This is a genomic window from Iodobacter violaceini (genome assembly GCF_011601265.1).
Classification (GTDB): domain Bacteria; phylum Pseudomonadota; class Gammaproteobacteria; order Burkholderiales; family Chitinibacteraceae; genus Iodobacter; species Iodobacter violaceini.
Map to the genome: position 1 here is coordinate 82333 of NZ_JAAOLX010000006.1, position 11725 is coordinate 94057.

Below are 11725 nucleotides of genomic sequence, written 5' to 3' on the forward strand. Positions count from 1 at the left end.
TCAACGCTAATCAAAGGCACAGGGCCTGTTTAGCAAACCCAACTTCAAAGAGAAAAACTATGAAAATCCTCGTTATCGGTGCCAATGGCACAATCGGCAAAGCAGTTGTTGCAGAACTGGCAGCACGCCATGAAATCATCACCGCCGGCAGAAGCAGCGGCGAATACAGAGTTGATCTGAAAGACGCCGCCAGCATTACGGCTCTGTTTAAAGAAGTTGGCAAGGTAGATGCGGTGATCTCCGCAGCAGGAAATGTACACTTTGCCCCGCTGGCCGAATTTAGCGCCGACCATTACGCAATCGGCATCAACGACAAACTGATGGGGCAAGTGAACCTGGCGCTGGCCGCGCAAAGCGTATTAAATGACGGTGGCTCGATCACATTAACCAGTGGTATTTTAAGCAGCGATCCGATTCGCTTTGGCAGCAGCGCCAGCATGGTCAACGCCGCCATCGACGGCTTTGTCCGCGCCGCCGCCATCGAATTACCGCGCGGCCTGCGCATCAACAGCATCAGCCCAACCGTATTACAAGAAGCCCTTGAAAGCTACGGGCCCTACTTCCGCGGCTTTGACGCCGTACCCGCCGCAAAAGTAGCGCTGGCCTACAGCAAAAGCGTAGAAGGCGCACAGACCGGGCAGGTTTATACGGTGAATAACTGACACCACGGATGTCCTTCAAAACACGGAGTTGCACAGAGAAAAGGCCTTCGTGCTTTTGAGGTTGCGGTTTCGCTTCCTTTCTTGGCCGTTCAAGAAAGGAAGGCCCCCTCGGTGGCTACCGCTCCTAAATCAACGTACTGAAGGCACAATCTTTTCGATTAGCTAACTAACAAAGGGCATCACTTGCTGTTTATTTCAGAGCAGCAACTTGTGATCAAACAAACGCCCCGTCACACCTCTTCCACACTATATCGCCCGCCGCCCTGAATCTCAGAAGCCACCAGCCTTGCAACAGCCGCCGCCACATCTTCTGGCTGGCGTAATAAGCCCTGCTCTTTGCGGGCAATAAAGCGGCCTACATCGGGGAATTCCTCTGTGGTGCGCGAGCGGATTTCAGCCTGCATGGCGGTATCCATCACGCCGGGGTCAAAATTAATACAGACCACCGGGTGCGCCGCCGTACTTTGCTCTGCCGCCAGCGCACGGATAAAGTGCTCTAAACCTGCTTTACTGGCGCAATATAATGACCAGCTGCCATAGCCACGAATCGCTGCGCCGGATGAAACCTGCAGCACAGTTTTACGTGCAGGCAGATCGCCAAAATGGCGGATAAACGCAGCAATAATGCGGATCGCTGCATTGAAATTCACGCTCAGATTGGTGGCAATCGCCTCATCACTGAGCCTAGCAACCGGGGCCAGCGGGCTGAGCATGCCGGCATTATTGATCAGCAGCACTTCTTCCCAGTCCTGGCTGGCCAGCTGAGCAAAATACCCGTCAACCAGACTGGCCGCATTGCCTACCGCAAGATCAACGCTGATATGCCCTGCAAGCTGGCCACTGCGCGAAAACTCACACACCTGCCAGCCCTTAGCCTGATACAAGCTGACCAGCGCCGCGCCCAAGCCAGCGGATCCGCCGGTGATACAGAGTAATTTCATGTTTATCCTTTGGATCTGTTAAAAACAATGCAGCCCCGCATTTCATGCAATACAGGTGAAACCCGCGTATTTATTCAATAATACTGGCGGGCTTCTCCTGCCATTCAGGGCGGGATGGTTGAAATAATTCCTCACTCACCACTCTGCATTCAAGCGGGCCAATTTCCTGACCGGCCTGAACAAGCAGCGGTGCTTTTACACTGACCGCCGTATAGATTCCTTTGGCGGCTTGTCTGGCTTCAATCACCGTTTCACCTGCTTTTAGCAGCGTAACCCAGCCGGTTTTTTCATCCACAGAGGCAACATCTGGCTGGCTGCTGTAATAGCTGATCACTCCTTTGCTATTGCTGGCAGGCGCTGGGATAAAAAACGGCTCGTCATCCAGGGTTTTGTTTGCCATCGTCAGTGCAGCCAGATCTGGCATAGGCAAAACGGCCTGTTGCTGAGGGCTGAACACAACGTCATCTGCATTTAAAGCACCAAGCTGGGGCCGTGACAGCGAGCCAAGCTGCTCAGGGCTCATGGCGATCAGGCGTTGGGGAGGCAGAGCGGCCAGCTGTGGCGGGCTCAATACCGGCAGTAATTTTAATGCCGCCAGCTGAGCTTCTGTCATTGCCGCAATCACTGCAGGGGGTAAAGAGAGCAGTTGCTCCGCATTAAACAGCGCCAGCTCGGCCACGGGAATACGGGCAAACTGTGCTGGCGATACTTTCTGCAGGCCTAAAAGCGTAGGGAAATTTAAGCGTTTCACCGAAACCAGCTTAGCATCCCCTCCCTGCCCGGCTTCGGCTTTGCTTATTTCCACCTCAATTTGCAGTATCGCGCCATCACTTTGCTGCACATCCAGAATATAGCTGCCTGCTTGCTGAAAGCGAGTCAGCATCGCCCTGATTGTGCCTGCCTCAAGCACAAATAGCTCCGCCCCACGCTCGCGAATCACGGCTTTATCTGCACTTTGTAGTGCAATAATCGCCTTTACCGGCTGCAACAGCAAAATAGTCTGGCGGTTGCTGATATCAATGCTCACCCCACCGGTATCCGCGTTTTTCTCAGGCACAACGCCGCTCAGGCCGCTGTAAACCAGCACCGATTTGGGGGATGGCCGTTGAATGGCCTCGCTTAAAACAGGCTTATAGGATTTGGAAGCAAGCTGATAATGCGCACAACTCCGACTTTTCATCCCCCCCCCATACAGGGGAATCGCGTAGCGCAGCACAACATTGCCCTGGGCGTAATCCTGCTCCAGAGTATGGGTAGCCGTCAGACTCCATTCATCCTTGGCAATCCCCAGGTTATACAGACGACTGGATTCGCTGCCGTTATAACCTCCGCTGAGGCGCATGCAGTTGGCAAAATACTGGCTGTATTGCACTAATGATTGCCGCTCTTTTTCCCCCCACTGCGCCCCTGCTGCATCCTGAGCACGCTGATAGCCCAAACCAAAATCAAGCTTGGAAAAATAATTGGGTGCAAGGCTGATATTGTAAACAGCCCCCTGACGCCGTGTGCCGGACATGCGCGGGTCAAAATACAGCTCGCTGCTGCTCTCCTGCGCGAGGCCTTTGTTTTTCAGGCTTGGGTCGGCGGCATAGACTGTGACCCCCAGCTCTGATAACACACGGCCCCTGTCCCAGCTCTTTTTTAGATTTAACAGATAATTATTCTGCCGCATCTCCAGCTCATCACTGCCATATGTAAACTGAAACTGCTTCTGCGCCTGCTGCTGCCCTGCAGAAAGTCTTAAACGCAAATGATCCGGCGTGCTGAAAACACCCGTGAGCAATGCTTCCTGAAAGCCCTCGCTCACCACCAGATTAGCGCCCAAAGCAAAATAATCGCTCAGCGCAAAGCCCGCATCCAGATTCAAAGCCGTTTGATTCGATTCCGAATAAGCAATGCTTGCAGTAAGACGCTCAGTTGCCGTCTTAAATCCCAAGGTTGCCCCATCGGTTCCCCAATTAATTTTGCCCAAACCACTATCCTGAGCGTCGGGTAAATCAGGCAAATTTGCGGCGTGCAAAGCCGTACAGCTTAGAAAATTGAGGAGAAATATTTTTTTATACGATAGAAACGAAGTCACATACTTCCTGAATCAGTCTGCAGAAAGGCAATCTATGAATCTAATGAAAGCCTTCCTCAATGTCTTGGTAAAAATACGATCATCTTAAATGAAACAGTCCCCCTTTCAATAAAAAAGCCCCCATAAAAGGAGGCTTTAGCCGCTGCACCTGAGCCTAAAATACAGCCAGCATTTTTTCCATAGCACTTACATCCACTTTTTGATCACTTTGCAAATGCTTTACCACTCTGGCGGGGTTGCCCGTTACCACGCAAAAAGGCGGTACATCCTCGCTGACAACAGCCTGTGTGCCAATCACAGCGCCCTCACCAATTGTTACGCCTTTCAGAATCGTTGCGCCCGCACCAATCCACACGCCATTACCAATACGCACTGGAGCCGAGCGAATTCTTGCCGCCTCACCAGGCTGCCCGCGCCCAAGTAAAGGATGGCCACTGCTATCCATAATGGTGACCATAGGGCCAAAAATGACGTCATTGCCAATTTCTACCCGCTGATAAGCCAAAATTGCCGCGCCCTGCAGCACAACCCGGTCGCCAATTTTTATTTGCCCAACAGGGCCGTCATTAATCTGCACCGTACTGAGCTTAACCGGCAAATTATGAAATGCAGGGATATGGCCAGATTCGATATAACACTGGCTGCCAATCGTAATGCTGCCCGCAAACAGAGCTTCATCAATTTGCTGCTCTGCCAGATCCGCATCCAGCAGCTCTTTATCAATCACCCTTGTATAAGACAAACGGGGAGTGCCTGAAAAGTGCGTATTCAGGCCTATCTTAACCTGATGCCCGATTAGTTTTTCCGGCACATTGTCGGCGGGACTGCCTGCTAATTCTGGCGGAATAAGATAAATATTCTGATATTCGCAAGGCATTTTATGCCCCCTCGGTTTCAAGCAATTGGGCGCGTTTAGTTTTTTTAATCGCATAATCGCGATGAATTTTAATGACTTTATTTAATGAGTATTTTTCATCATTTAAATCTTTGCCATAAAAGCTGGTTGACCACAGCTGATACTTTTGATGAATACGTAAAGCGGCGATTTCTGATTGCTCTTTTTGATCATCCACTTCTTTTTTATGCGGCCAGTGGAATGAAACGGCTTCGCGCTCCATTGAAAACTGATTGTTATTCAGATGTAAACGCACGCCTAAATCAACATCTTCCCCGCCCCAGCTATTAAATGATTCATCAAATAAACCGGCTTTCAAAAGCTGCGCGCGCTCGGCTGATGCATGGCAAGTCCAGAAGATATCAAAGGGCGCAGGCCAGTTGCTGATGTTGTCCCCAAGCTCATCATATTGCTGCTGGCGAACATCATGCGCTCCCAGCAGGGCCAGACGATTGATGGTGGCATCAGGCGTTTGATAATCAATCTGTGCGGACATTTCTTCCAGCAGGCTGTTATCCACTTCAAAGCCATAAACATAGCCAATGATCACCACAGGAAATTCAGACTGGCTGTGCACCTGAGCGTGTACTTCCAGTGTTTTACTGCCCAGCAGCACGCCGGTATCAATAAATACAATATATTGGCCTTCGGCAATCGCCGTGCCGATATTGCGTGCCTTACCCGCCCGGAAGCCTTTGTCTTCCTGCCAGAAGTATTTGATATTCAGCTGCTCAGCAAACGCCCTGACCACCTCTTCGCTATTATCCGAGCCGCCATCATCAACCACAATCACCTCAAATAATTGCTTGTCCAGCGTTTGCAAAACCAGAGATTCAAGGGTGTAGCGTAATAAATCGGCCCGATTATAAGTGGGAATGACAACACTGATCTGTAGCTTAGACATGCTCTTTCCTTTGACTTCAAGTTGATCAAAAACCCAGCCTGAATACACTTTGAATAATCAAGCCGTGAGACTTCGTATGACTGTTGAGCAAAGCGATGGCCGCGAAGCAACTACATCAGCGGCTCATGATGTAAAATTTAATTTCAAACATCAACAATTAAATGACAATTTAAAGTAAGTATTCTATGTTTATTTACTTTATATTGCTTTCAAACAACTGTAAATAGTATGCCAATGTAGTTTTGTAACAGATTTTTTTGTAGTAACTCGTATTTTTACTACAATGGAATATTCCGAAGGAATGCACATGGAGCAAAGGCTGCTTTTTGCTTACAGAACGGCAGCCGCCCTGAGAGAGCTAAAATAAACAGAAAAGGAGTGGCGGCCTGAGCAGGCAGCATAAGAAAGGACGATCTGCAGAATAAAGCCAGGGCGAACACCCCGGCTCAAAGCACAACTTAAAACTTATGAATCTAAAACCTGCGCCAGAAGCTTGGTTAAAAAATTTTTCATAGCAAGAACGCGCTGGCTTGCTTTTAAATCACGGTGATAAACCAGCCAAAGCTCGCGCGAAGGGACAACAGACGGGGCATCCAGCTTGACCAGTGTTTCATCAATATCGCCCACATATTCAGGCAACAGGGTGATTCCCAGCCCGCACCGCACCGCCACATACTGAGTATGCAGCGTATTGCCTTTAATCAGCGGGGCACGGTTTTGGGTAATCTGCTTTAACCATTTCACCATTGGCAAATAAGCCCAGCAATCGCTTAATTCAATAATGGGCAATGCCTGCCACGGGTCTTGATTTGGCCCCAAATCTGCCAATAAAGACTTTAAACAATAGGGAGCAAAATGCACATAACCCACAAAATGCGTGATGTAATCCTGATTATTATCGACCACAATTGAGTCACCATAACGCAAGGCCACATCCGCCTCCCGCCGGGCCAAATTAGCCGGTAATGCCCCCACTAACAGCTCTACCTGCATTTTTGGATAAAGCGTCAGAAACTCCGGCATATGCGGCATGATTAAATAGCTGGCTAATGATTCAGCCGCAGCCAGCCTGATTAAGCCGCTGACCTGATCAATAGATTGCAATTGGTCGCTGTTTCTTTCCACGGTGAACATGGCATTTTCAACCTCGGTCACCCTTGCCAGAATGCTCACCCCCTGATCGGTAAGCAGATAACCAATTTGCTGCCGCAAAAACAGCTTAACCCCCAGGCGGTTTTCCAAAGCTGAAATATGCCGGGACACTGTTGATGCGCTGCTACCCAGCTTAAGCGCTGCTGCGCTAAGGCCGCCTTCACGCGCCACAGCCAGAAAATACTTTAAGTCATTCCAATCCAAATCAGTATTTTTCATTTTTAGAAAACTGTTTTCCATTCAGGGCTAAATACATCTCAAGGATCAGCAACAATAATGACGGCAATTTCAAGCCAAAGCAGTGCACACCATGCCACATTTGCTGACGTATCTACAACTCACACTGACTGTCTTCTTCTGGGGAGCAGTATTTCATATCGGCAAATATACAGTGCAATTTTTATCCCCCATGGTGGTTGGCAGCTGGCGGTTTATCATTGCAGGCTTAATGCTTTTTGCGTTTGTTTCTTTGCGTGAGAAATGGGATATTCAAGCGTTGCGCAATAATATTCGCCCATTATTATTTATGTCTGTGATTGGCATTATGGGCGTCAATTTTTCTTTATTTTATGGATTACAACTGACCTCGGCCATTAATGCCGGCTTAATTATGGCGCTCAGCCCCATTCTTACCGCTCTGCTCACCGCTTTTTTTCAAAAAGAATCACTGAACAGCCAGCAAATACTGGCCATGGGATTAAGTTTTTTTGGCGTAGCAATTGTTGTCAGTGGCGGCTCGATGCAAGCCATTCGCGATTTACATTTTGCCCTCGGCGATGCTCTGGTTCTTATTGCCAGCTTTAGCTGGGCTTTATATTCAGTGATTCCAAAACGCTTTGTCCGTGGCGTATCCCCCCTGCACACCACCACCGTCACCATTATGATGGGGGCAGCCTTTATGACGGCCGTTTCGGCCAGCATCAGCAACGATTTTTACACGCTTCCCGCATGGAATGTTTTGCTGGCTATTGCAGCCATGGCCTTCTTTTGTACCGCACTGGCCTTTGTGTGGTGGAATGAGGGCCTGCGCAAGATTGGCCCGGCTCAGGGGGCCATCTTTATGAATCTGGCACCAATATTTGCAACATTAATTGCCATCGCGCTTGGCCAGTCGCCCAGCCTGCCGCAATTTATTGGCATGATCCTGATCATCAGCGGCGTGGTTTATAACTCGCGTAAACCCGGTACGCCCAAATTACTTAGCCGCCCGGCGTATCAGCGCTCATCGATTCCTTCAGCTTTGCCTGCAAACGTGGCACCGCAAACTGAATAAATGCTTCGTATTTTTTAGGCATGGGCTGCCGGTAAGGAAACACCAGAAAATACGGCTTAGGCGTAGCCAGCCAATCCGGTAATACTGGCTGCATTAAACCCTGGCGCAAATAGGGTGCCGCAATAATATTATCCAGGAGGCCCACGCCATAGCCCGCCTCCACCGCGCTGGCAATCGCCCCAAAGGTATTGCACACCAGCGTAGGCCGCAGCTCTACCCTGACTACTTCGCCGTTTTTCTCCAGCTGCCAGCCCATCTGCTCGTGCAGGCTTTCGTGGCAAAACACCTGATGTTGCTGCAAATCACAGGGATGCTGCAATTTGGCCGCTCTGGCCAAATACTGCGGCGATGCATAAAGGCGTTTTTGCGTAAAACCCAAGGGGCGCGCCACCATGCTGTCATCCAGCACCGTGCGTGAATGCAGGCAAAAATCGATCCCCTCATCTGCCATATCCTGCAGCTTATTTTGCGCAGTCATATGTACCTGCACCCCAGGATATTGAATGGCAAACTCGGCCAGAACCGGTGCCAGTACATACTGCCCTATGCCACTTGGGCTGCTGATCAGCAAAGGCCCGGCCAGCTGGTCCTGCATACTGCTGACTTCTGCTTTCAAGCCTTCCATGAGTACCCGCAACTGAGCCGCCCGCATGGCCAGTGTTTGCCCAACCTCAGTCAGCGTTACCCTTCTGGTGGTCCGTAAAACCAGCACGGCACCTAAATCAGCCTCCAGCCGCTTAATATTTTGGCTTACATAGCTTTTAGCACAACCCAATTCATCAGCCGCTGCAGTAAAGCTTCTCAGCCGGGCAAGCGCATCAAACACCAGGAGCGCATCAGACGAAGGCATTGTTTTCATAGAGGAACAGTTTGTCCAGTTATCATGGGTTTATCCAGATAATGAATCAAAATACACTCCAATTACAAATTTAAAAAGCAAATTGGAGATACTATGAAAGCACTAATCAGCAAACTGCTAGTTAAGCCAATGGCATTCTGTGATGCCCGCCATCATGGGCATGGGTTCCATGCAAAAGCAGAAACAGATGAAGGCCTTGAACACCGCCTGCGCAAAGCAGCGATGATTGCAGCCGCCAGAATGGAAGAATGGCGATGTCGATGCAGAGAGCGAATTTAATCCCGCCAGTACAATTTATGGGAATGAAAACAATGAATATAAAAAGGGCAAGCCTGGAAGACTTAACTGATATCTGCATTCTGGCCGATGAAATTGCCACACAACACCATCAGCAGCAGCCAGAAATATTTGCCCCGGCATCAGGCATGATTCGGGACAGAGACTTATGGGCATCCTGCATTACGGCAGAAAACGGGGTGATGTTTATCGCCAGATATTCCGGCCAAATCGCTGGATTTGTAAGCGCTCAAATCACTGACACCTCAGCGATCACGCTTTTACAGCCCCGGATTATTTGCAGAATTGGCACTATTCTTGTCTCTCAGGCACAGCAAAGACAAGGCCTGGGTAAAGAGCTGATTAATGCCGTAGAAAAATGGGCAGCAAGCAAAAAAGCCCGTGAAATACGCTTAGAAGTCTTTAATTTTAATCAGCAGGCCATTGATTTTTATGAAGCTCAGCATTTTCAGCCGCAATCTCAAATTATGACAAAGAGATTGAATCATGAATAAACAACTGTATCGGGGTAAGTGTTTGCCAGCAGCATCGCCAGCCAACACTCACCTCAATCTGCGCCAAGGGCTTTGGCCACGAACTTATTGAACCAACGGTGTTTTCGCGGCTAAAGCCACTCCAATAAAAAAACGCCTTCTTTTGCCCGCTTTATTAACAGAGCCGTATTAACGTTTTTTCACCTTAGCCATCGATTACGCCGTAAAAAACCGCTCACCCATTTCATCCAAACCCAGCTCTGCCAGCACGGCAGCCAGGCGCTCGGCGGGTTTGCGGCGGGGCAGGTTTTTATACTGGGCGATAATTAATTCGTTTTTCATCGAATGCTCCCAGCCGACCAGCTCAGTTACCGTCACCTGATAGCCGTGCGCTTCTAATTGCAGGCAACGCAGCACATTGGTGATCTGGCTGCCAAATTCACGGGTATGAATCGGATGACGCCAGATTTCTGCCAGTGGATTCTTCAGTGATTTAGCCTTGTTTTTACGCAGCACGGTTGCCACTTCGGCCTGGCAGCAGGGCACCAGCACCATAAATTTGGCTTTCTTTTTAAGCGCAAAAGCAATGGCATCGTCGGTGGCGGTATTACAGGCGTGCAGCGCAGTCACCACATCAATGGTTTCTGGCAAGAGATCAGAATTCGTTGATTCTGCCACCGATAAATTCAGAAAAGACATGCCGGGGAAGTTAAGGCGCTGTGCCAATTCTTGCGATTTTTTAACCAGCTCATCGCGCGTTTCAATGCCATAAATATGGCCGGAACCCGGCTTATCTTTAAAGAATAAATCGTAAAGAATAAAGCCCAGATAAGACTTACCCGCGCCGTGGTCAACCAGCGTAACTTCGGGATGATCCGCCTGCACTTCTTTTAAGAGCGGCTCAATAAACTGGTAGAGGTGATAAACCTGCTTGAGCTTTCGGCGGCTGTCCTGATTGAGCTTGCCGTCGCGGGTCAGGATATGCAGCTCTTTGAGCAGTTCGACCGACTGGCCGGGCTTGATTTCGTGATGTTCTGTCATAGTCTTGTCCAAAAGCTGTGCTTGCAGCAAGGCGTGATTCTACCTGCTCCCTGGCGATATAGATTGCCCTTTCCCATTGCAGAGTATAAATCCTGCCGGACAATGACGTTTCACCCCCTTATGCAAGCAATAAAAGCCCCCATTAAAGCAACCGCTCAGAGGTTGGCAAGTGCAATAGAAGAAAGTAAATGCTAAAAACAATTAAACAGTAAGTTTGCAGTCATCGTCATGTGATATTTCTGCAATAAAATAAGAAATACTTATGCCTTTGAACTATTTAGCGGCATTCCATTCTGAGTAATGCCACATGAAAACCCATGTGTTTTTTACACTCTGTATATAAAGCATTAAAAAAACAAAGCAATTAATTATTCAAGGAAAAATGATGAAATCACTACCGTTTATTCGCCCTATCGCCCTGGCTCTAACGCTGGCTTGTTCACTTAGCTATGCAGCAGACGACCACGGCGGCACAGTCAAGCCAGAGCCTTATGCCGTCGGCAAAACCATGAGCAAGGCGATTCAAGCCAGCATCACTCCCGATGCTGCGCTGGATATCTTAAAAAATGGCAATCAACGCTTTGCAGCCGGAAAATCAATCAAACGTAATTATAAAAAACAAATCATGCAAACCGGCCTGGGCCAGTATCCCTTTGCCAGCGTTGTAGCCTGTATCGATTCGCGCTCTGCTCCAGAGCAAGTTTTTGATCAGGGCATTGGTGATTTATTCGTAGCCCGCGTGGCAGGCAATGTAATCAACAGCGATATTCTTGGCAGCCTGGAATACGCAGCCAAAGCCGCTGGCTCCAAAGTAATTGTGGTACTGGGCCACACTCAGTGCGGAGCAGTAAAAGGCGCATGTGATGCGGTGCAACTAGGCAATCTCACTGGCCTCTTAGATAAAATTAAACCTGCCGTAGAAGCCACCAAAACCTCTGGCGAGCGCAGCTCCAAAAACCACGAATTTGTGCAGGATGTGGCGCATGAAAATGTAAATAACAGTGTGCAGAAAATCCGTGAAATGAGCCCCCTGTTAAAAGAAATGGAAGAAAAAGGGCAAATCAAAATTGTAGGTGCAATGTATGACGTAGGCACTGGTAAAGTCACTTGGTAATCTCAAGCTACTGATATCTCATTGATTTAAAAGA

General features: G+C 49.0%; 12 protein-coding genes. 5 read left to right on the top strand and 7 right to left on the bottom strand.

The annotated features are described in order from the left end of the window. Positions 1-59: 59 nt before the first annotated feature. Entirely contained in the window at positions 60-662 is a 603-nt protein-coding gene (locus HA050_RS12595) for a short chain dehydrogenase (RefSeq protein WP_166826634.1), read from the top strand. 230 nt (positions 663-892) lie between these two features. On the opposite strand, the gene HA050_RS12600 is transcribed toward HA050_RS12595, so the two are convergent. The 5 genes from HA050_RS12600 to HA050_RS12620 form a co-directional block, all read right to left on the bottom strand. Continuing rightward, entirely contained in the window at positions 893-1603 is a 711-nt protein-coding gene (locus tag HA050_RS12600) for an SDR family NAD(P)-dependent oxidoreductase (RefSeq protein ID WP_166826637.1), read from the bottom strand. Between the two features lie 70 nt (positions 1604-1673). Continuing rightward, the gene (locus HA050_RS12605) at positions 1674-3623 is read right to left on the bottom strand and encodes an Ig-like domain-containing protein (protein ID WP_166826639.1); all 1950 of its coding nucleotides are present in this window, start codon (positions 3621-3623) and stop codon (positions 1674-1676) included. A gap of 214 nt (positions 3624-3837) precedes the next feature. Then, positions 3838-4560 carry an acyltransferase gene (locus HA050_RS22375; protein ID WP_277344403.1) on the bottom strand — a complete coding sequence of 241 codons (723 nt, stop codon included), beginning with the start codon at positions 4558-4560 and terminating at the stop codon, positions 3838-3840. A gap of 1 nt (position 4561) precedes the next feature. Then, complete coding sequence (locus tag HA050_RS12615; protein WP_166826642.1) at positions 4562-5482, bottom strand: glycosyltransferase; 921 nt, start codon at positions 5480-5482, stop codon at positions 4562-4564. A gap of 465 nt (positions 5483-5947) precedes the next feature. Next, positions 5948-6853, bottom strand: a complete 906-nt coding sequence (locus tag HA050_RS12620) for a LysR family transcriptional regulator (RefSeq protein WP_165928697.1) — start codon at positions 6851-6853, stop codon at positions 5948-5950. Between the two features lie 91 nt (positions 6854-6944). On the opposite strand from HA050_RS12620, the gene HA050_RS12625 reads away from it, so the two are divergent. After that, positions 6945-7907 (top strand): DMT family transporter, encoded by a 963-nt coding sequence (locus HA050_RS12625; RefSeq protein ID WP_166826645.1) that lies wholly within the window; start codon positions 6945-6947, stop codon positions 7905-7907. Here the strand turns inward: HA050_RS12625 and HA050_RS12630 are convergent. Next, the gene (locus tag HA050_RS12630) at positions 7834-8766 is read right to left on the bottom strand and encodes a LysR family transcriptional regulator (protein ID WP_166826648.1); all 933 of its coding nucleotides are present in this window, start codon (positions 8764-8766) and stop codon (positions 7834-7836) included. The two genes, HA050_RS12625 and HA050_RS12630, sit on opposite strands and share 74 nt — an antisense overlap. 93 nt (positions 8767-8859) lie before the next feature. On the opposite strand from HA050_RS12630, the gene HA050_RS12635 reads away from it, so the two are divergent. After that, entirely contained in the window at positions 8860-9045 is a 186-nt protein-coding gene (locus HA050_RS12635) for a hypothetical protein (RefSeq protein WP_166826651.1), read from the top strand. Positions 9046-9077: 32 nt separating this feature from the next. After that, complete coding sequence (locus HA050_RS12640; protein WP_166826654.1) at positions 9078-9557, top strand: GNAT family N-acetyltransferase; 480 nt, start codon at positions 9078-9080, stop codon at positions 9555-9557. Between the two features lie 195 nt (positions 9558-9752). Here HA050_RS12640 and HA050_RS12645 read toward each other — a convergent pair whose 3' ends face one another. Continuing rightward, positions 9753-10577: a class I SAM-dependent methyltransferase gene (locus HA050_RS12645; RefSeq protein WP_166826657.1), complete on the bottom strand. Its 825-nt coding sequence runs from the start codon at positions 10575-10577 to the stop codon at positions 9753-9755. Positions 10578-10962: 385 nt separating this feature from the next. On the opposite strand from HA050_RS12645, the gene HA050_RS12650 reads away from it, so the two are divergent. Further along, on the top strand, positions 10963-11691 hold the full coding sequence (locus HA050_RS12650; protein ID WP_205836425.1) for a carbonic anhydrase family protein: 729 nt from the start codon (positions 10963-10965) through the stop codon (positions 11689-11691). Positions 11692-11725 lie beyond the last annotated feature (34 nt).

Excerpts from the sequence above, each read along its gene's own strand:
- HA050_RS12650 (WP_205836425.1), top strand. The coding sequence starts at position 10,963 with ATGAAATCACTACCGTTTATTCGCCCTATCGCCCTGGCTCTAACGCTG.
- HA050_RS12625 (WP_166826645.1), top strand. The coding sequence starts at position 6,945 with ATGCCACATTTGCTGACGTATCTACAACTCACACTGACTGTCTTCTTC.
- HA050_RS22375 (WP_277344403.1), bottom strand. The coding sequence starts at position 4,560 with ATGCCTTGCGAATATCAGAATATTTATCTTATTCCGCCAGAATTAGCA.
- HA050_RS12600 (WP_166826637.1), bottom strand. The coding sequence starts at position 1,603 with ATGAAATTACTCTGTATCACCGGCGGATCCGCTGGCTTGGGCGCGGCG.
- HA050_RS12635 (WP_166826651.1), top strand. The coding sequence starts at position 8,860 with ATGAAAGCACTAATCAGCAAACTGCTAGTTAAGCCAATGGCATTCTGT.
- HA050_RS12620 (WP_165928697.1), bottom strand. The coding sequence starts at position 6,853 with ATGAAAAATACTGATTTGGATTGGAATGACTTAAAGTATTTTCTGGCT.
- HA050_RS12645 (WP_166826657.1), bottom strand. The coding sequence starts at position 10,577 with ATGACAGAACATCACGAAATCAAGCCCGGCCAGTCGGTCGAACTGCTC.
- HA050_RS12640 (WP_166826654.1), top strand. The coding sequence starts at position 9,078 with ATGAATATAAAAAGGGCAAGCCTGGAAGACTTAACTGATATCTGCATT.
- HA050_RS12595 (WP_166826634.1), top strand. The coding sequence starts at position 60 with ATGAAAATCCTCGTTATCGGTGCCAATGGCACAATCGGCAAAGCAGTT.
- HA050_RS12615 (WP_166826642.1), bottom strand. The coding sequence starts at position 5,482 with ATGTCTAAGCTACAGATCAGTGTTGTCATTCCCACTTATAATCGGGCC.
- HA050_RS12630 (WP_166826648.1), bottom strand. The coding sequence starts at position 8,766 with ATGAAAACAATGCCTTCGTCTGATGCGCTCCTGGTGTTTGATGCGCTT.